This window comes from Mycobacterium sp. ABE4_509, assembly GCF_056160785.1.
On sequence record NZ_JBSWXU010000059.1, the window covers coordinates 10,385 to 29,455 of the forward strand.

Consider the following 19,071-nt stretch of genomic DNA (forward strand, 5'->3'; position numbering starts at 1 on the left):
CGATGGCAGGTTTTCGGCTCACCACCAAGGTGCAGGTCAGCGGCTGGCGCTTCCTGCTGCGCCGTGTCGAGCATGCGATCGTGCGTCGCGACACACGGATGTTCGACGACCCGCTGCAGTTCTACAGCCGTGCGGTGACCGCCGGAATCGTGATCGCGGTGTTGATCTGCCTCGGCGCTGCACTGCTGGCCTACTTCAAGCCACTGGGGAAGCGCGGCGGTGACAGCCTGCTCGTCGACCGAACCACCAACCAGCTCTACGTGGTGCTGCCCGACACCGGTCAGCTGCGCCCGGTGTACAACCTGACCTCAGCACGGTTGATCCTCGGCAACAGCAACAACCCGGTGGCGGTGAAATCCGAGGAACTCGATCGGATGCCCAAGGGACAGCCCCTCGGCATCCCGGGCGCGCCCTACGCCACCCCGGTGTCCGGCACACCGGCACAGCAGTGGTCGCTGTGCGACACGGTGATTCAACCGGAAAGCGTGGCGCCGACTGTCGACACATCGGTCCTGATCACCGCTCTGGCCCTGGACGGCACGGTCGGCCAGGTGCGGCCCGAGCAGGGCATGCTGGTCTCCTACGAAGGCAAGGACTGGCTGGTCACCGACAACGGTCGCCATGCCATCGATCTCGCCGATCGCGCGGTCACCTCGGCGGTGGGCATCCCGGTCACGGCCCGTACGGCGCCGATCTCGGAAGGATTGTTCAACGCACTGCCCGACGCGGGCCCGTGGCGGTTGCCGCCGATTCCGGCGGCTGGTGCGCCCAACTCGATCGGGCTGCCTCCGGAGCTGGTGATCGGTGCGGTGTTCACGACCGTGACCGACGACGACGAACAGCATCACGTGGTGTTGCCCAACGGCGTTGCGAAGGTCAACGGCACAACCGCCGCGGCGCTGCGTGCCACCAACTCCTACGGTTTGATCTCGCCGCCGTCGTTGGAGGCCAGCGCGGTGGCCCGGGTGCCCGAGCGGGTCTACATTTCACCGCTGCCCGATACCCCGATCGACATGCTCATCCGCGAGGAGCTGCCCGTGCTGTGCTGGTCGTGGCAACGTGAGCCGGGAGACCAGGCACCGAAGACGACCGTCATCGCCGGGCGACACCTGCCATTGCCGGCATCGGAGATGAGCACCGGGATCAAACAGATCACCGGGGACGCCACCGTGCACATCAGCGGAGGCCAGTTCGTCCAGTTGCAGTCGCCGGACCCGCGGTTCGGGGAAAACCTGTACTACATAGATCCGCAAGGTGTTCGGTACGGTCTGCCCGACCAAGACACCGCCGCCAAGCTCGGTCTGGCCGCGCCGGCTACCGCGCCCTGGCAGGTGGTGAGCCTGCTCGTCGACGGTCCGGTGCTGTCCCAGGGGGCGGCGTTGGTCGAGCATGACACGTTGCCGTCGAATCCGAACCCGCGCAGGGTCGGTAGCGATGACGCGACGCCAGTTGGGGCGAGCAACGGAGGCGGCGGATGACGACTCGCAAGTTCACCCCGATGATGAAACGCGGACCCCGGTTGGCGCCGGGTGAGATCAACGTGATCCCACCCGACGATCTGGGCGTCGACACCCCGCCGTCCGGGGTGCAGAAGGCGATGCCGTGGGTGCTGGGCGGCTGCATGCTCGGCATGATCGCGATCATGATCTTCAGTGGTGTGCGCCAGCTTTCGCCGTACATGCTGATGATGCCGCTGATGATGGTGATGGTGGCCGTCGGCATGGTCGCCAGTGGCGGCAGCGGCGGCAAGAAGGTGCCCGAGATCAACGCCGACCGCAAGGAGTACCTGCGCTACCTGGCTGGTCTGCGGACCCGGGTCACCTCGTCGGCGACGGCTCAGGTGACCTTCTTCACCTATCACGCACCGCATCCCGACGATCTGCTCTCGGTCATCGGGACCCACCGGCAGTGGTCGCGCGCGGCCCACGCGGAGTTCTACGCCGCGGCAAGGATCGGCATCGGCTCGGAGGTCGCGGTCGACCGGCTGCTCAAGCCCGCTGTCGGCGGTGAGCTGGCCGGGCCCACTGGAGCACCACAGGCCCATCTGGAACCGGTGAGCCACATGTGGGTGACGAAGTTCCTGCGCACCCACGGTCTGATCCACGACTGCCCGAAACTGGTCCAACTGCGGTCCTTCCCGACGATCGCGATCGGCGGGGACGCCGACGGCGCGGCGGGTCTGCTCACGGCGATGATCTGCCACCTGGCGGTCTTCCACCCGCCTGACCTGCTCCAGATCCGGGTACTCACCGATGACCCGGAAGATCCCAGGTGGGCGTGGATGAAGTGGTTGCCGCACGTTGCGCACCAGTCCGACACCGACGCCGCGGGCCACACTCGGATGATCTTCACCCGACCCGACGGATTGAGCGATCTGGCCGCCCGCGGGCCGCATTCCGCCGACGCTGCGCCGAACGGCCCCTATGTCGTGGTCATCGACCTGACCGGGGGCCGGGCGGGTTTTCCGGCCGACGGGCGTTCCGGCGTCAGCGTCGTCACGTTGGGTAACCATCGCTCGGCGCTGCGGGTCCGGGTCAACCCCGACGGCACCGCCGACGACCGCACGGCCACCCAGTCCTTCCGGTTGGTGACCAGTGCAGTCGACGCCATGACGCCGGGCCAGGCCGACCGGGTGGCTCGCAAGCTCGCTGGCTGGTCGATTACCGGCACGATCATCGACAAGAGCACCAGGGTGCAGAAGAAGGTCGCCACCGAGTGGCACGAGATCGTCGGTGCCCAGGCGGTCGAGGAGGTGACTCCTGCCCGGTGGCGGATGTTCACCGACACCGACCAGGACCGGTTGCGCATCCCGTTCGGCCACGAGCTCAAGACCGGCGACGTCATGTACCTCGACATCAAGGAGGGCGCCGAATTCGGCGCCGGGCCGCACGGCATGCTGATCGGTACCACCGGCTCGGGCAAGTCGGAATTTCTTCGCACTCTGATCCTTTCGCTGGCAGCCACGCATCACCCCGACCAGATCAACCTGCTGCTGACCGACTTCAAGGGTGGGTCCACCTTCCTGGGCATGGAGAAGCTGCCGCACACCGCGGCAGTGGTGACCAACATGGAGGAGGAAGCCGAGTTGGTTAGCCGGATGGGCGAGGTGCTCAGCGGTGAACTGGACCGCAGGCAGTCGATCCTGCGTCAGGCCGGTATTCAGGTCGGGGCGGCAGGGGCGCTGTCCGGCGTTGCCGAGTATGAGAAGCACCGCGAGCGCGGCGCGGATCTGCCACCGCTACCGACCCTGTTCGTCGTCGTCGACGAGTTCGCCGAGTTGCTGCAGAATCACCCCGACTTCATCGCGCTGTTCGACCGCATCTGCCGGGTGGGCCGCTCGCTTCGGGTGCATCTGCTGCTGGCGACCCAGTCGCTGAACACCGGCGGAACCCGCATCGACAAGCTCGAACCCAACCTCACCTACCGGATCGCGCTGCGCACCACGAGCTCTGCGGAGTCCAAGGCCGTCATAGGAACACCTGAGGCACAGTACATCTCGAACAAGGAAAGCGGTGTCGGGTTCCTGCGAGTGGGCATGGAGGACCCGGTGAAGTTCCAGAGTGTCTACACGGGTAACCCGTACGAGCCGACGATCGCCGGGGCCGGCGACGACGACCAGGCCCCCCGTGCGCAGGCCGACAGGAGCCTGCGAATCCTGCGTTTCACCGCGGCCCCGATCATGGATACGACGGTGACGTCATGACCGCCGAACCTGGACAGAAGGTCCTCCGTGAGGTGGTTCTCGACCAGCTCACCACCGGCGAGAACCACGCCTACCGGATGTGGCTGCCGCCGCTGGCCGACCCGACCCCGGTCAACGAACTCGTATCCCGCGACTACGACCGCCGTCCGCTGCGGATCGGGCTGGGCATCATGGACGAGCCCCGCCGGCACCGCCAGGAGGTGTGGGGTATCGACATCGCCACCGCGGCAGGCAACATCGCCATCGGGGGGGCGCCGCAGACGGGTAAGTCGACGTTCCTGCAGACGTTCATCCTGTCGGCTTCGGCGTCGCACACACCGCGTCAGATCCAGTTCTACTGCGTGGACATGGGTGGCGGCGGGCTTATGTACGTCGAAGACCTGCCCCACGTGGGCGGGGTGGCCACCCGGGCTGAGCCGGATCGGGTCAACCGGGTGGTGGCCGAGGTCAAAGCAGTTCTGCGGCAACGCGAGCAGGTGTTCAAGCAGTACCGGGTCGGTTCGGTGGCCGACTACCGGCAGATGCGCGAGGACCCGAACCACCCGGCCTCGGCCGATCCGTTCGGCGACGTGTTCCTGGTGATCGACGGCTGGCCGGCGTTCGCCGCGGAGTTCACCGATTTGGAGGCGGTGGTGCAGGACATCGCCGGTCAGGGTCTGGCCTACGGCGTGCACACGATGATCTCGACCCCGCGGTGGACAGAGCTGAAAGCCCGCATCCGCGACTATCTGGGCGCCAAGGTCGAGTTCCGGCTGGGCGATGTCAACGAGACGCAGATCGACCGGATCACCCGCGAGATCCCGTTGAACCGGCCTGGTCGTGCGGTGTCCAGCGAGAAATTCCACCTGATGATCGGGGTGCCGCGCCTCGACGGGGTGCACAGCGCCGAGGGTTTGGTGCCGGCGATGGCCGCCGCCGTCCAGGAGATTTCGGCCCGTCACACCGACGAAGCACCGCCGGTTCGGGTGCTGCCCAGCAGGATCTACCTCCACGAGCTCGATCCCGCCCCGCCCGGGCCGGATGCCGACTACCGGACCAGATGGACGGTGCCGGTGGGCGTTCGTGAGTCGGATCTGACGGTGGCCCACAACCAGATGCACACCAGCCCGCACCAGTTGATCTTCGGTGCACCCAAATCGGGTAAGACGACCATTGCGCATGCGACGGCGCGGGCGATCTGCGCCCGCAACTCCCCCGAGCAGGTGCGTTTCATGGTCGCCGACTACCGGTCCGGACTGCTGGAGGCGGTACCCGAGACTCACTTGCTGTCCGCCGGCGCGATCAATCGCAACCACGCCACCCTGGAGGAGTCGGTCAAAGCCCTGGCGATACTTCTGGGCAAGAGGCTGCCACCGGCGGATCTGACGCCTTCGCAGTTGCGCGCCAGATCGTGGTGGTCGGGCCCTGACATCGTGCTGCTCGTCGACGACTGGCACATGATCGTCGCTGCCGGGGGGATGATGTCCCCGATGGCTCCACTGTCGCCGTTGCTCCCGGCGGCGGCGGACATCGGTCTGCACCTGGTGGTGACGTGCCAGATGAGTCAGGCACACCGGGCCACCATGGACAAGTTCGTCGGCGCAGCGTACGGCGCCGGGACCCCGACGATGTTCCTGTCCGGGGAGAAACAGGATTTTCCGTCGAGGGAGATCGTGGTCAAGAAACGGCCGCCTGGCCAGGCCTTTTACGTCACGCCGGATGGGAAAGAAGTGATTCAGGCGGCGTATGTGGATCCGCCCGAGGAATAGGTGTTCGTAGCACCCTCTGAGTGCGGTTACTATGGGTTAGCGGTCAGTTTCAGCAAACGCTATTCTGGCCAATAGCAATTGGGGCGGGGGGAACTCCAAACTACCTTCGGGTAACGTGCTGCGACCTGCGCAGCCACTAAGTACATGCGTGTGTTTAGCAAAGGTGAGGAGTACAGCAAATGCAACCACTGAGTCACAACGCCGGTGCGGCGGGCGTGGGCGGACAGGTCACCGCAAATGGTGCTCGTGGCCTGGCAACCGGAACTGCGGCGACTGCGGAAGTAAGTGCACTTACGCCGGCGGGTGCCGACGAAGTTTCCGTGCTGGCCTCGACCGCATTCATGGCCGAGGGTGTCCAGACGTTGGGCATCAATGCGCTGGCGCAGGAAGAGATCGCCCGCACGGGTGCCACCGTGATCGAAATCGCCGGTGTCTACCAAGCCGTCGACGGCGAAAACGGCGCCACCCTGATCTGAGCCGAGCGCCCGATACGAGTTGATGAGCCATGGCTGTACCGCCGATATTCACTCCACCCATCTGGGTGGCCTTCCCGCCGGAGCTGAACACTGCGCGCCTGATGGCGGGTGCGGGTCCTGCCCCGATGCTGCAGGCCGCCGCGGGCTGGGAGACGCTGGCGATCTCGCTGGAGACGCAGGCTGACGAATTGGCCGCCAGCCTGGCCTCGCTGGCACAGATGTGGCAGGGCATGGGCAGCGAGCGTGCCATCACGGCGTCGATGCCGATGGTGGTCTGGCTGCGCATGCTGGCGCTGCAGGCCCAGAAGCGGGCGTTGCAGGCATCGGCGCAGGCGACCTCGTACACCACGGCGATGGCGACGACGCCGCCGTTGGCCGAGATCGAACTCAACCACATCACCCACGCCGTTTTGGAGGCCACCAATTTCCTCGGTGTGAACACCGTGCCGATCGGTGTGAATGAAGCCGACTACGTGCGGATGTGGGATCAGGCGGCCGCGGTCATGAGCGGCTATCAGGCCGAGACCTTGACCAACGCGACGTTCGAACCGGTCGCCCCGCCCAAACCGATCGTGTTGCCCGGAGCGGCGAGTGCCGCGATGGCCGTCGGCATGGCGGGCGCGGCGCCGATGATGGGCAGCGCCGCGGTCCGCAACGCCGCGTTTACCCATGTCAGTGGTCAGGGCAAGGTCGACGAGGCGAACCTCAAGGCCGGCCGGATGGAGCAGGCCGTCAATCAGGCGGCCAACCAGGGTCGCACCCAGGGCGACCCGGCGCAGCTGATGCAGCAGGCCCCGCAGATGGGCATGCAGATGGCCTCGCAGCTCGGCTCCACCCTGGGCCAGCTGCCCCAGCAGATGATGCAGGGTGTCACCCAGCCGTTCCAGCAGCTCACTCAGCCGTTGCAGCAGGTCTCCTCGATGTTCGGCCAGATGGGCGGACTGACCGGTGACAAGGGTGCGCAGGTCGGAATGTTCGGCGCCACACCCTTTTCCAATCATCCGGCGATCGGCGGCAACGGGGCCGCGACGGGTGCTGGGCTGGTCAGGGCCGCCTCGCTGCCAGGCGGGGGTGGCAGCGCTGCGCGTACCCCGTTGATGTCGAATCTGGTCGGCAAGGAACTGCCCACCGCGGTGTCGCCGGTTGCCGTGGGCGCCGGTGCGGCCGCCGGCGCGGCCGGTGCCGGCCTGGCTCCAGTGGGTGGCGGCGGCATGGGGGGTGGCGGTCCGATGGGAATGATGGGCCAGCGGGGCAAGAGCGGCGGCAGCAAGTCCGGACTGACCGCCCCCGCCCCGCTGGAGCACGACCTCGACGAGGACGACGACGACGATTGGTGATCGTCCACCACGAAGACTTGCCGGCCACCTGGGTCGGGAGGGCCCGCCGGCTCCGGCGGGAGCACAGGTAGAGAGAGAGAAGGTCAGCAATGGCATTGGTGAATGCGGATACTCCGCAGTTGATGGCGGAGGCGGCGAACTTCGACCGCATCTCCGGTGAACTTCAGTCGGTTCTCGCCCAGGTCGAGTCAACTGCCTCGGCCCTGCAGCAGAGCCTCCACAGCGAGGGCGCCGGCCAGGCGGCCCAGGCCGCGCTGCTGCGGTTCCATGAGGCGTCCAGCCAGCAGATCCGTCTGCTGACGGACATCTCGCAGAACATCCACGCCAGCGGCACGTCGTACCTGAACACGGACGCGAACAACGCCGACGAACTCGCATCGAAGATGCTCTGAGCAGCCGAAAATCTGGAAAGACTGAGAACGGAGAATAGAAGTGGGACAGATCAATTACGAATTCGGTGCCATCGAAGCCGGCGCCGGCGAGATTCACGCTGCGGTCGGTCGCACGGCCGGACTGCTCGACGAGGGCCAGGGATCACTGGCCCGACTGCAATCGGCATGGGTCGGCGACGGCTCGATGTCGTATCAGGCCGTGCAGCAGCGCTGGGACGCGAACTCCACCGAGCTCAACCTGGCTCTGCAGAACCTGGCCCAGGCGATCAGCAACGCCGGTACGACCATGGGAAGTACCGAAGCGGGCGTGATCGGGACCTTTTCCTAAACGCGGTGCAGCGCGCCGGTGGGCGACCGGCTTAGATGATGTGTTCGTCCACCGCGTGCGCCGCGTTCCATGCCAACAATGAGAGGTACACATGTCGGCCGACTATGACCGGCTCTTCCATTCGCCGGATGCTGTGCGAACGGTCGATGAACCGTCGGATCGGGAGGCTCCGGTGGGCGGGCAGGGCACTGCACTGCCGCACGACGCACCCATCGGTGACGAAACCCCGCCACCGATGCCGATCGCGCAGCCGCCGCGTACGCAGTCCGCTGCAGCGCCGCCGCCCCGCCAGAGCGAGATCACCAGTCAGATACCGCCGACCCAGGTGGCTGGGCCGCAACACGTCCACGACAACGGGCTGCTGCGAGCGCCGCATTCATCGGCTCCCGCTGGAGCCCGCCATGAACAGCACCGCGCCGCTCCAGCGCCTGCGCCGCGTCCGGCGCCGCCGCCGGCGCCGTCGCGTCAACTCGCCGAGCCGGAAGCTGAGTGGCGTTCCGCGCCAGCGGCGCCCACCTCCGCGGCGGCGATGGGCAACCACCGTGCGATCGATGCGCTGTCGCATGTAGGGGTCCGTTCGGCGGTCAAGATGCCGTCACAGCGCGGGTGGCGGCACTGGATCTATCTGCTCACGCGGATCAACCTCGGGCTGTCGCCCGACGAGATGTACGAAATGGAACTGCACGCCCGGATCAGGCGCAATGCGCGGGATTCCTACCAGATCGGTGTGTTCGGCCTCAAGGGCGGTGTCGGCAAGACCGCGGTCACTGTGGCGTTGGGCTCGGCGATGAGCAAGATTCGCGGCGATCGCATCCTGGCGATCGACGCCGACCCCGACGGCGGCAACCTGGCCGATCGGACCGGGCGCCAGTCCGCGGCGACCATCGCGGACCTGCTGTCGGACAAAGAGCTGAACCGGTACAACGACATCCGCGCCTACACGAGCATGAACAGCTCGAACCTCGAGGTCCTGTCCTCGGAGGAGTACAGCGCAGCCCGCCGGGAGTTCAACGAGCAGGACTGGCAGGGCGCGACCTCCATAGTGTCCCGCTACTACAACTTGGTGCTCGCCGACTGCGGTGCCGGGCTGTTCCAGCCGGCACCTCGCAGCGTCCTGTCCACGGTGTCGGGTCTGGTGATCGTCGCCAGTGCATCGATCGACGGCGCCCGCCAGGCCGCGATCACGATGGACTGGTTGCGACAGAACGGTTACCAGGACCTGCTCGGGCGCTCGTGTGTTGTGATCAACCATGTGGTTCCGGGCAAGCCAAACATCGACGTCGACGACTTGGTGCAACAGTTCGAGCGCCACGTCGCGCCCGGTCGGGTGATCGTCCTTCCGTGGGACAAGCACATCGCGGCGGGCACCGAGATCCAGTTGGATCTGCTGGGCAAGACGTTCGAGCGTCGGATCGTCGAGTTGGCTGCCGCGCTGTCGGACGATTTCGACAGGCTCGAGCGGCGTTGACCGCCACGGCCAGCCCGGCGACGTCGACAGGCGGCACGCCCAGTCGTCCTTCGACCACCCGCGTCACCATCCTGACCGGACGTCGGATGACAGATCTGGTGCTGCCGTCGGCGGCCCCGATCGAGACCTATGTCGACGAGACGGTGTCGGTGCTGGCCGAGATCCTCGAGGACGCTCCGCCGGAGATGCTGGCGGGGTTCGATTTCAAGGCCCAGGGCGTCTGGTCGTTCGCACGCCCGGGAGCTCCCCCGATCAAGCTCACCGAATCGCTCGACGAGGCGGGTGTGGTCGATGGCTCGCTGCTCACCGTGGTCCCGGTGAGCCGCACCGAGCGTTACCGGCCGTTGGTCGAGGACGTAATCGACGCTATCGCGGTGCTCGACGAGACGCCCGAGTTCGACAGGGGCGCACTGTACCGCTTCGTGGGAATGATGATTCCGCTGGTGTCCCTGATCGTCACCGCGGTGGCGATCTTGTCGTGGTCCTCGACCGGTCGCGACTGGTGGTGGGCGATCGCGCTGGGCGTGCTTGGACTGGGATTGATGGGCGGCAATCTGCTGGCGCAGAACCGGTTCGGCAACCTCGACATGGCTGAGAGTCTGCTGCTTGGTTCCCTGTTGACCTTGGGTGGCGCAGTGGCGCTAGCGGTTCCGCTGCCGCGCGGTGTGGAAACCATTGGCGCACCGCAGATTGCGGGCGCGGGTGCGCTGATATTCCTGATGGTGCTGGCGACACGGGGTGGACCCCATAAGCGAGCCGAGGTGGCGGCCTTCGCGGCCGTCATGGCCTTGGCGGTCACCATCGCCGCAGTAGCGTTCGGCTACGGCTGGGGTAGCTGGGTGCCTGCAGGGGCAATTGCGTTCGGTCTGATCGTCGTCACGAACGCGGCGAAACTGACTGTGGCCGTGGCCCGTATCGCGCTGCCGCCGATTCCCGCGCCCGGTGAGACGGTGTCCAACGACGAACTTCTCGACCCTGTAACCACCGACACCTCTGAGGAATCTGAGACCTGGCAGGCGATCATCGCCTCGGTGCCGGAGTCTGCGGCGCGGTTGACCGAGCGTAGCCGGTTGGCCAAACGGCTGTTGATCGGCTTCCTCACCGCGGGTGCTGTGGTCCTGGCGACCGGCGCGATCGCGGTTGTGGTGCAGGGACACTTCTTCGTGCACAGCGTGATCGTTGCCGGGCTGGTGACCGTCGTGTGCGGGTTTCGGTCGCGGCTGTACGCCGAACGTTGGTGCGCCTGGGCGTTGATGACGGCGGCGATCGCGATCCCAACCGGCGTGATGGTGCGGTTGTGTCTTTGGTATCCCGAGCGTGCGTTGCTCATTGTGGGTGTGTACACCGCGCTGGCGGTCGTCGCGGTGATCGTCATCGGCGCCACCGACAGTGTGCGGCGGATGTCCCCGGTGACCAAGCGGATTCTGGAGCTGACCGACGGGGCTGCGATCGCTGCGGTCATTCCCATGCTGCTGTGGATCGCCGGGGTGTACGACCTGCTGCGCAATCTCCGGTTTTAGCGCTGAACGCACGCAGAAGGATGAAGCCGAGGCTGGACGAAGGGGCGACCCGTCAGCTCACATGGTGGCGTCAGGTATGACGCCCGCTCGGCGTGCTGGCTCGAGTCGTCAACAAATGCTGACATGCCAACTCGGACGGCGGCCTGCGGCGTTCCATGAAACGTAGGCGTCCTTGGACCACGGCGTCGCTGGTGAGTACGGCGAGGTGCAGCCAGTGAGACTCAGTCGATGATGGTTGGTCGCTGCGCTGGTGGCTGGGTGGCGTTGTCGCATTGCTGGAGTGCACGGGATGGGCGTAGGTGTGTTTCGCCTGCGCCCGGCGGAATGTGCCGAGTGGATACGACGCCAGGCTGGCGGGGACGGCCGTACTGTGTTTTCGCGCCACTATCGCTCCTTCAGTACGCAAATCACAGGCTAAAACCCTATGAAATACGTAGTCACGCGCCTCTGGCGTCACCGGCATGCACAGGCTCCCGGCTCGCGCCAAACCAGCCGCTCCTCCCTGCCCAGGCATGTGCGCGACGAGATCCGCAGCTGCTCGATCCACCTCGCGGGCTTCTCGCCCACCCCCTCACGGCCGCTCATCAGGCATTTCGGCGGTGATCTCGGCGACGACCGCATCGATGCGTTCCCGGTCTGCGTCGATCGACGCAGCGGCGATCTCGTTGGCTTTCTGCAGCGCCTCGTTCAGGCGCTGCTCGACCACCTGGGTCCCGAGCCGCAGCAGTCCGTCCTTGATGTAGACGTCCTGAAGCTGGTGGTGCCCGTTGAGGGTGACCTCGACGGTATCGGTGTCGTCGGAGGCGGTGAAGGATGCGTTCGCCATCTTGTCGAGCTGCTCATCCATCAACGACCGCAGCCGCTTTGCCTGACGCAGGACGGCCGCCACTTCCGGATGTATGTCGTCGCTCACGGCGACTCCTTCTTCGAATCGTCGGATCCGCCGCGGCGGCGCGGCCGATATCCAATGACCGGTTCGGTGTGCGGTCGCTCCTCGGTGTAGATCTCTTCGTCCTCGGACAGCTGCGGGTTGCGCTTCTTGTCCCCGCTTTCGCCGCCGCCGCGCGCACCGCCCATCATCGGCGCCATTCCTCCCATGCCGCCGCCGACGGCACCACCGCCGGAGCTTCCCGCCGCGGCACCCGGTGTCCCGGTCGAGGCGACCGGAGTCGGCGCGACCGTCTCCGGGCCAACCGCAGGCTGCAGCGGTGACGACGGCACACCGCCGCCCCCGGCTCCGCCGCCCCCGGCGCCGCCGCCACCAGAGGCGGCCGGCCGCAAGCTCGGATCGGTCGGGAGCTTCGGATCGCCCTTGCCCAGTCCAGGCATCCCTGAGGGCGCTCCGCCCGGGGTGCCGCCCGGAGATCCGCCCTGCGAACCACCCTGGCCTCCGCCGGGCGATCCGCCACCCTGTGAGGCCCCTTGTGGGGCACCTTGCCCGGCCTGCTCGGCCGCTGACATCGGCGAGACCGCGGCCTCCTCCTGGGGTGTTGACCCGGGTGCCCCGCCGGCGCCCGGCTGGCCACTGCCCGGCTGCCCGCCGGGGGTCCCGGGTCGCCGTTCGTCGCCGTCGTCTGCGGTGTTCGGGCGAGCGCGGCGATGGTCTTCGGCTGTCACAGGCATGCGGGCCAGCACCGGGTTGGGCGGGTCTTCGGGCTCGACCCGGTTCGGAGTCGCCCCGGACGCGTACGAATCGCGGACCTCTTCGGACGAGACCTGGAGCTTCTGCATCTTGTCGAATGTCGCCATCGCCGTCGTTGGCGGCTGGGTCATGGCCTGCTCCTGCAGACTGCGGTATTCCTCGGCGATCGGCCGGTGAGCATCCTGAGCCTTGTCGTGCTCTGTGGCGATCCGCTCGGCCTCGCCGGCCAGGTTCTTCCACGACTCGGCAAGGCTGATCAACCAATCCCGGTAGGCGTTGAACTTGGCATAGGCCGCGTCGGCGGCTTCCCCTTCCCACAGGGTGCTGTTCACCTCGAACTCTTGGGCGGATGCTTCCAGCGCGACCCCGTTGCCGCGCCACAGTTCTGCCGCCGTCCGCAACGAATTGCCATCGTCTGCTGAATTGAGCAGGCTCTCAGCCTGCAGAACGTCCAGGTACGCCTCGTCCGGAGCTTCTCGCCCCGCAGGTATCTCTGCCGGGACGGTGGGGGCGGGCAGACTGACGGGTTCGGGGAAAACGGTGGCGCCTGGACCGCTCGGCGCCGCAGGACCGTCCATCGTGCCGCCGATGTCTTCGCCCGCCATCTGGTCGATCTGGGCGTAGGCATCGGCGACGTTGCGCAACGTCTGGGCCAGCCGCTGACCTTCCTGGCGGCCGTACTCTTGGCGCGCCGAAAGGGCCTCGGCATTCATCCTGAGATAGGTCGCCGCGGTGCTGGCGACCATCAGTCCGTCCGCAGCCCGCGGATCGGCCTGGGTCGCCTGGCTCGGCCACGTCAACGACTCGATCTGCGTCGCTTTCCGCTGCAGATCCCCCGGGTCGACCTGTACTTCGTCACCGCTCATGCATGTCCCCCGACATCGTGAATCCTCAGTCCTCCAGCACCATCTGGTACCGGCTCTCCTCACGCGGATTGATCAACCGGATCGGCAGCTGCTTGTGCCGCGGTGTCGCGATGAAGTTCTGCCGCAACATGACTCGCCCCACCCCAGGATGGGGACCCAGGTACGTCGTCGCGTTTGGCCACACCACCTTGGCATCCTCGCCGACCCGCGCGTTGATGTATCCCGCGAACTCCCGGAACTGCGGAAGCAACGTGATCACCGCCCCGGCAGCTGCCGAACGAACCACGAACTGGGTGAACAACCGGGCATCACCGAGGTTGACACTGGCGTCCACATCGTCGAACGGCATGTACACCGGATAGCGGTCGGCGGTTTCACCGACCAGCACCCCGGCCGAACCGACCGGCAACTCGTAGTGCCGGTCGCTCACCGGGCTCTCACCCAGCAGGGCCGCGCGCTGGCCGCCGTACAGGCAGGAAAAGCCCCGCGGCGTGGACGGATTGGCCAACGTCGTCAACAGCACCGTCGATGTCGGCGCCTCGCCAGGGGCGACCCGGACCCTGGTCAGGGTGTGGTCGGCGCGGGCCGACCACCACACGTCCGGACCGCCCGGTGCGACATAGGCGGCGGTGAACGTGCTGCGCCCCTTGATCATCGACCATGTTTCATGCTCGAAACTGATCTCGGTTGCTCTGTCATAGTCATCGAAGCTGCGCGCGGGCCGGGCGTCGACGCCGTGGCTGGCCAGGTGGTCGGCCACGCGCGTCGTCGACGCCACCAGATACTGTGCCAAGCCGGCCACCCCGGCGTCGCGGCGCAGGGCGGACTTGCGCGTCCGTTCCGGGTCGGCGCGCAGCAGGATCCAGGTCCGTCGGTTGGCCGGCGCTGGGTAAGGCCCCACCACCTGCTCGTAGAGGGCCACCAGCGCGGCCGGTGCCGTCCTGCCGACCCGGTACCCCGACGAGACCACGTCGGCTTCGAGGTCAGGGCAGTACGCACGGAGCAGCTCCTCGACGAAGCTGGTGTGGAGGACGTCGTCGGTCAGCGCTTCCCCGTTGACGATCACCGTCGGCGTGAATGGGCGAGGCACCAGTTCGATGGCCGACACCAGGTGATCGCCCTGCCAGCGCAGCGCCACATGATCACCGGGGATCACGGTGGCGCCCACCGCAGGTTCCGACGGGGTCGGTGGCGGCTGGCGGTGTCTGCGGCGCCAGGCGAACAGTGCGGCGACCCATCCGGTGACGCGCCGCCCCCGAATCGTCACCAGCGACCCCAGACCGATCAGCACGCCCAGCGTGACGCCCAGCCACAGCATGTCCATCTGCGCGAACAGCAGGATGCTCGCCGGGATCAGCGCCGCCGCCCATAGCGCATGACCAATGGAGAAGCGAAGCCCGAACAGGGCCAGGAATCGGTTCATCGGCGCCTCAGAGCTCTTCTGGCCAGTGCCCCGATGCCCAGCGCCAGCGCCACGCCCGCCGCGATGACCACCACCCAGGTGATGGGTGTCCGGTCCGGCGGTGGCACGTACGCCGGCGGCGGAATCTCGTTGACCTGATAGGGGATTGTCGCCGGCCCGGCGGGCACATCCCAGGTCAGCGCCGCTACCGGATCGATGACGCCGGCGCCGACGAGGTTGTTCACCCCGCCGCCGGGATGGCGTGCCGTCGAGGTGATCCGATTGATGATCTGGGCGGGTGTGTAGTCCGGAAACCGTTGGCGCAGCATGGCCGCCAGCCCGGAGACAAATGCCGCCGAGAAGGAGGTGCCGCTGATCGGGATGGGGCCGTCCTCACCCTGCAGCGCGTTGACCGGATTCCCGTCGTAACCGAGCGCCACCAGGTTCTCTCCCGGCGCGGCGGCCCCGACCCACGGGCCGTGCATGGAGAACCCGCTGGGCTGGCCGTTGGGCGCGATGGCGCCGACGGTGAGTACCAGCGGTGAGTACCAGGCCGGGGAGACGATCGTCTGCACTTGCTGCCAGCCGCGCGGGTCAGCGGGCACAGCAGGATCGGGCGGCGGATTCTGAGTGCAGTTCTGGCCGGTGTTTCCGGCCGCGGCCACGATCACCGATCCCTTGACGTTGACGGCGAAGTTGATCGCGGCGCCGACTGCGCGCTCATCGATGCGGCGGGTCACCTTGTAGCAGGCGGCCTCGCTGATGTTGATGACTTGGGCGCCCAGGTTGGCGGCGTGCACGATGGCGCGCGCCAGGCTGCGTAGCGAGCCGGCGGTCTGGGTGGTGTCGGGATTGTTCGGATCGGTGCGCGCGCCGACCGGGGAGAAGCTGTCGGAGGTCTGACGCAGCGACAGAATCCGTGCATCGGGTGCGACGCCGACGAAGGCGTCGGTAGGTGCGGGCCGCCCGGCGATCACCGACGCGGTGAGGGTGCCGTGCGCGTCGCAGTCGGACATGCCGTCTCCGCCCGCGTCGACGAAATCGCCGCCGGGTTCTGCCGGCACCCGGGGCGACCCGTTGACCCCGGTGTCGATCACGGCCACGGTTATCCCGGCGCCGGTGGCGAAGTTGTGTGCCTCGGCCAGCCGCAGATAGTTGCTGGCCCACGGTTGGTCGGCGAAGTTGGAATCTGGGAAGACAGTGGGAGCGGCGCACACCCGGCGCTGCTCCATCGGCTGGTCGGGGCCGGTTTCGTCGGGCGGAACGGCTCCGGCGTCGATGGTGGGAGGCTCTATCGCCCCGGCAGGCGGGGCGACCAGCAGCAGCATCGACAGCGCCGATACCAGCGCACCTATTCGGCGCACGCAGCTTCACCCCCCGAATCGCCCGCCCAGTGCCTGTTGCCCTGGTGCGCCCCCAGCAAACATGCCGCCCACGCGGGAGCGGCAGGGAAACTGGTATCAAGGGTACGTGTCGAGAGCACCAGGAAATCTTATGGGTGCCTCGGGAGGGGTCATTCCGCTTTCTTGGCACCCCCGAAGCGGCGAAACGGCATTCCGGCAGCCGCGCACTCGCACTTCCGCTGCTGGAATGCCGTTTCGGCGTGGAAACGGGGGTTAGGCGTCGAGGTCCTGCTCGACCAGGTCGGCCACGGTGGCCAGGGCGCCCTCGTCCTCGGACTCGACGGTCACCTCGGCGCCCTTGCCCGCCCCCAGCGTCATGATCATCAGCGCTGAGCCGGCGTCGACGGGTTCACCGCCGTCCATCGAGAGCGTGACTCCGACACCGGCGTTGACCACGGCCTCGGCGATGATCGCGGCGGGCCGGGCGTGCAGGCCGATGGCCGAGCCGACGACGACGTTCTTGGTGGGCATGGATTCTCCTTCGGGTGGTGGGGACTGATTCGGGTGGTGGGAAGGGGTGTGCTCAGGCGGCGATGAACTCGGCTTCGGCCTTGGCCGCCGCGGGTTTGATGAACTGCTTGGCCACGACCACCGACACCGCGCCGGCGAGCATGCCGGCCAGGATGGCGATGACGAAGCCGATCTTGTTCTCGATGGCGAACAGCACGAAGATGCCGCCGTGCGGGGCCCGCGACGTGGCGCCGAACGCCATCGACAGACCGCCGGTGACCGCACCGCCGATCATCATCGACGGGATCACCCGCAGCGGGTCGGCCGCGGCGAACGGGATGGCGCCCTCGGAGATGAACGACGCCCCCAGCAGCCAGGCCGCCCGGCCGTTCTCCCGCTCCGGCTCGCTGAACAGCTTCGGGCGCACCACGGTGGCCAGCGCCATCGCCAGCGGCGGCACCATGCCCGCCGACATCACCGCGGCCATGATCTCGAACGACGCGGTGGTCGAGGCCGCCAGCCCGGCGGTGGCGAACGCATACGCCGCCTTGTTGACCGGCCCGCCCAGGTCGAAGCACATCATCAGGCCCAGGATGATGCCGAGGAAGATCGCCGAGGTTCCCGACAGCCCGTTGAGCCAGTCGGTCAGGCTGGTGTTGACCCAGGCTAGCGGCCGCCCGACGAAGAAGAACATGATCAGCCCGACCGCCAGCGAGGCGAACAGCGGCACGATCACAACCGGCATCAGCCCCCGGAACCATTGCGGCACCTTCAGATTACTGATCCACAGCGCGGCGAAACCGGCGATCACACCGCCGACGATGCCGCCGATGAAGCCGCCGCCGATGAACACCGCCAGCGCACCGGCGGTGAAACCCGGTGCGATGCCGGGCCGGTCGGCGATCGCGAACGAGATGTAGCCGGCCAGTGCGGGCACCAGGAAGCCGAAGGCCAGCCCGCCCAGGGCGAACAGGATCGCGCCCAGGTACTGGAAGAAACCACCCGGGGGCAGGTCGGTCAGCGAGTTGTTCAACGCGATGTCGTTGCCGGTGTCGGCGATCTCGTACCCGCCGAACAGGAAGCCCAGCGCGATCAGCAGACCGCCGGCGGCGACGAACGGGATCATGTAGCTCACGCCGGTCAGCAGGATCTGGCGGGTCCGGGTACCCCAGCCCACCTTGCCCGCCGGCGCCCCGCCGGCTTCGCCGTCGGAGCCCGAGCCCTCGACCCGGGCCGCGTTCGGATTGTCTGCGGCGGCAACGGCTTCGGCGACCATCTTGGCCGGCTCGTTGATGGCGCGCTTGACCCCGGAGGCCACCACCGGCTTGCCGGCGAAGCGGCCCTTGTCCTTGACCCCGACATCGGTGGCGAAGATGACCGCGTCGGCGCCGGAGATGATGTCGGCGGCCAGCGGGGTGCTGCCCGAGGAGCCCTGCGTCTCGACGGTGAGCTCGACGCCGGCCTCCTTGGCCGCGGCGGCCAGCGCGTCGGCGGCCATGTAGGTGTGCGCGATGCCGGTCGGGCAGGCGGTGATCGCGACCAGGTGCTTGGCGCGTTTCTCGGCCGGCTGCTGCGCCGCCGCCGCGGGTGCGGCCTGGTCCGAACCGGCCGGCTTCGGGTTGACCACGTCGTCGACCAGGTCGACCACCTCGTCGGCGCTGCCGGCGTTGCGCAGCGATTCGACGAAGTCCTTGCGCACCAGCGCCCGGGCCAGCGCGGTGAGCAGCTTCATGTGGTCCTGCCCGCCGGACTCGGGGGCGGCGATCAGGAACGCCAGATCGGCCGGGCCGTCGGGCGCACCGAAGTCCACCGCGGGCGAGAGCCGGGCGAAGCCGATGGTCGGGGTGTCCACATAGGGGGAGCGGCAGTGCGGGATCGCGATGCCGCCGGGCAGCCCGGTCGCCGACTGGCCCTCGCGGGCCATCGCGGCGCCGACCAGACCGTCGGGGTCGTGGGTACGCCCGGCGGCGGCCAGCGCCCCGACGAGCTTGGTGATGGCGGCCTGCTTGTCACCCTCGACGTCGGTGTCGAGTAGGACCAGATCGCGGGTGATGATCGGTGGTGAGGTGGTGGAGCTGGTCATGGATCTACTCTCGTCCTTCGTTGTCAGTGCGTGGCAGGAATCGGTGAGATCGGAGAGACCTGAACGGCATTCAGGTCGATCTGCGCCGGGGTCGGCAGAGTGGTGCCGGGCAGCGCTGCCGCCGCGCTGCCGTAGCCGACGGCCATCTGCAGCCGCTGCGGCGGGACCGCCCCGCCGACCTCGGCGCGCACGTAGCCGGCCAGCGACGAATCGCCGGCGCCGACGGTGCTGCGCGGCGTGATCGGTGGCGGGG

General features: G+C 67.6%; 15 protein-coding genes and 1 pseudogene. 9 read left to right on the forward strand and 7 right to left on the reverse strand.

Annotation, left to right across the window (positions count from 1 at the left end):
- Positions 1-2: 2 nt before the first annotated feature.
- The 9 genes from eccB (at position 3) to eccD (ending at position 10,972) form a co-directional block, all read left to right on the forward strand.
- Entirely contained in the window at positions 3-1,478 is a 1,476-nt protein-coding gene (gene eccB, locus ACXAID_RS14340; protein WP_475022882.1) for a type VII secretion protein EccB, read from the forward strand.
- Positions 1,475-3,703 (forward strand): type VII secretion protein EccCa, encoded by a 2,229-nt coding sequence (gene eccCa, locus ACXAID_RS14345; RefSeq protein ID WP_475022883.1) that lies wholly within the window; start codon positions 1,475-1,477, stop codon positions 3,701-3,703. The genes eccB and eccCa overlap by 4 nt, the downstream gene beginning before the upstream one ends.
- The gene (gene eccCb, locus ACXAID_RS14350; RefSeq protein ID WP_475022884.1) at positions 3,700-5,451 is read left to right on the forward strand and encodes a type VII secretion protein EccCb; all 1,752 of its coding nucleotides are present in this window, start codon (positions 3,700-3,702) and stop codon (positions 5,449-5,451) included. Before eccCa ends, eccCb begins: the two co-directional genes overlap by 4 nt.
- Before the next feature lie 179 nt (positions 5,452-5,630).
- Positions 5,631-5,927 carry a PE family protein gene (locus ACXAID_RS14355; RefSeq protein WP_475022885.1) on the forward strand — a complete coding sequence of 99 codons (297 nt, stop codon included), beginning with the start codon at positions 5,631-5,633 and terminating at the stop codon, positions 5,925-5,927.
- 29 nt (positions 5,928-5,956) lie between these two features.
- Entirely contained in the window at positions 5,957-7,264 is a 1,308-nt protein-coding gene (locus ACXAID_RS14360) for a PPE family protein (RefSeq protein WP_475022886.1), read from the forward strand.
- Positions 7,265-7,353: 89 nt separating this feature from the next.
- Positions 7,354-7,656: a WXG100 family type VII secretion target gene (locus ACXAID_RS14365; protein ID WP_475022887.1), complete on the forward strand. Its 303-nt coding sequence runs from the start codon at positions 7,354-7,356 to the stop codon at positions 7,654-7,656.
- Positions 7,657-7,696: 40 nt separating this feature from the next.
- Positions 7,697-7,984, forward strand: coding sequence for a WXG100 family type VII secretion target (locus ACXAID_RS14370; protein ID WP_475022888.1), 288 nt, complete (start codon positions 7,697-7,699; stop codon positions 7,982-7,984).
- Positions 7,985-8,075: 91 nt separating this feature from the next.
- Positions 8,076-9,452 (forward strand): MinD/ParA family ATP-binding protein, encoded by a 1,377-nt coding sequence (locus ACXAID_RS14375; protein ID WP_475022889.1) that lies wholly within the window; start codon positions 8,076-8,078, stop codon positions 9,450-9,452.
- A complete protein-coding gene (gene eccD / locus ACXAID_RS14380) occupies positions 9,449-10,972 on the forward strand; it encodes a type VII secretion integral membrane protein EccD (protein WP_475022890.1) in 1,524 nt (507 codons plus the stop codon). The genes ACXAID_RS14375 and eccD overlap by 4 nt, the downstream gene beginning before the upstream one ends.
- A 571-nt stretch (positions 10,973-11,543) precedes the next feature.
- On the opposite strand, the gene ACXAID_RS14385 is transcribed toward eccD, so the two are convergent.
- The 7 genes and pseudogenes from ACXAID_RS14385 to ACXAID_RS14415 all read right to left on the reverse strand — a co-directional run.
- The gene (locus ACXAID_RS14385; RefSeq protein WP_475022891.1) at positions 11,544-11,885 is read right to left on the reverse strand and encodes a YbaB/EbfC family nucleoid-associated protein; all 342 of its coding nucleotides are present in this window, start codon (positions 11,883-11,885) and stop codon (positions 11,544-11,546) included.
- On the reverse strand, positions 11,882-13,480 hold the full coding sequence (locus tag ACXAID_RS14390; RefSeq protein WP_475022892.1) for a PPE domain-containing protein: 1,599 nt from the start codon (positions 13,478-13,480) through the stop codon (positions 11,882-11,884). The genes ACXAID_RS14385 and ACXAID_RS14390 overlap by 4 nt, the downstream gene beginning before the upstream one ends.
- Before the next feature lie 25 nt (positions 13,481-13,505).
- A complete protein-coding gene (eccE, locus tag ACXAID_RS14395) occupies positions 13,506-14,903 on the reverse strand; it encodes a type VII secretion protein EccE (RefSeq protein ID WP_475022893.1) in 1,398 nt (465 codons plus the stop codon).
- Entirely contained in the window at positions 14,900-16,246 is a 1,347-nt protein-coding gene (gene mycP, locus ACXAID_RS14400) for a type VII secretion-associated serine protease mycosin (protein ID WP_475022894.1), read from the reverse strand. Before mycP ends, eccE begins: the two co-directional genes overlap by 4 nt.
- A 252-nt stretch (positions 16,247-16,498) precedes the next feature.
- Positions 16,499-16,756, reverse strand: a complete 258-nt coding sequence (locus ACXAID_RS14405) for an HPr family phosphocarrier protein (RefSeq protein WP_421458885.1) — start codon at positions 16,754-16,756, stop codon at positions 16,499-16,501.
- A gap of 52 nt (positions 16,757-16,808) precedes the next feature.
- On the reverse strand, positions 16,809-18,818 hold the full coding sequence (locus tag ACXAID_RS14410) for a PTS fructose transporter subunit IIABC (protein WP_421458884.1): 2,010 nt from the start codon (positions 18,816-18,818) through the stop codon (positions 16,809-16,811).
- A gap of 23 nt (positions 18,819-18,841) precedes the next feature.
- Positions 18,842-19,071 (reverse strand): annotated as a pseudogene (locus ACXAID_RS14415) (1-phosphofructokinase); the annotation flags it as partial.

Excerpts from the sequence above, each read along its gene's own strand:
- eccB (WP_475022882.1), top strand. The coding sequence starts at position 3 with ATGGCAGGTTTTCGGCTCACCACCAAGGTGCAGGTCAGCGGCTGGCGC.
- eccCa (WP_475022883.1), top strand. The coding sequence starts at position 1,475 with ATGACGACTCGCAAGTTCACCCCGATGATGAAACGCGGACCCCGGTTG.
- eccCb (WP_475022884.1), top strand. The coding sequence starts at position 3,700 with ATGACCGCCGAACCTGGACAGAAGGTCCTCCGTGAGGTGGTTCTCGAC.
- ACXAID_RS14355 (WP_475022885.1), top strand. The coding sequence starts at position 5,631 with ATGCAACCACTGAGTCACAACGCCGGTGCGGCGGGCGTGGGCGGACAG.
- ACXAID_RS14360 (WP_475022886.1), top strand. The coding sequence starts at position 5,957 with ATGGCTGTACCGCCGATATTCACTCCACCCATCTGGGTGGCCTTCCCG.
- ACXAID_RS14365 (WP_475022887.1), top strand. The coding sequence starts at position 7,354 with ATGGCATTGGTGAATGCGGATACTCCGCAGTTGATGGCGGAGGCGGCG.
- ACXAID_RS14375 (WP_475022889.1), top strand. The coding sequence starts at position 8,076 with ATGTCGGCCGACTATGACCGGCTCTTCCATTCGCCGGATGCTGTGCGA.
- ACXAID_RS14390 (WP_475022892.1), bottom strand. The coding sequence starts at position 13,480 with ATGAGCGGTGACGAAGTACAGGTCGACCCGGGGGATCTGCAGCGGAAA.
- eccE (WP_475022893.1), bottom strand. The coding sequence starts at position 14,903 with ATGAACCGATTCCTGGCCCTGTTCGGGCTTCGCTTCTCCATTGGTCAT.
- ACXAID_RS14405 (WP_421458885.1), bottom strand. The coding sequence starts at position 16,756 with ATGCCCACCAAGAACGTCGTCGTCGGCTCGGCCATCGGCCTGCACGCC.
- ACXAID_RS14410 (WP_421458884.1), bottom strand. The coding sequence starts at position 18,818 with ATGACCAGCTCCACCACCTCACCACCGATCATCACCCGCGATCTGGTC.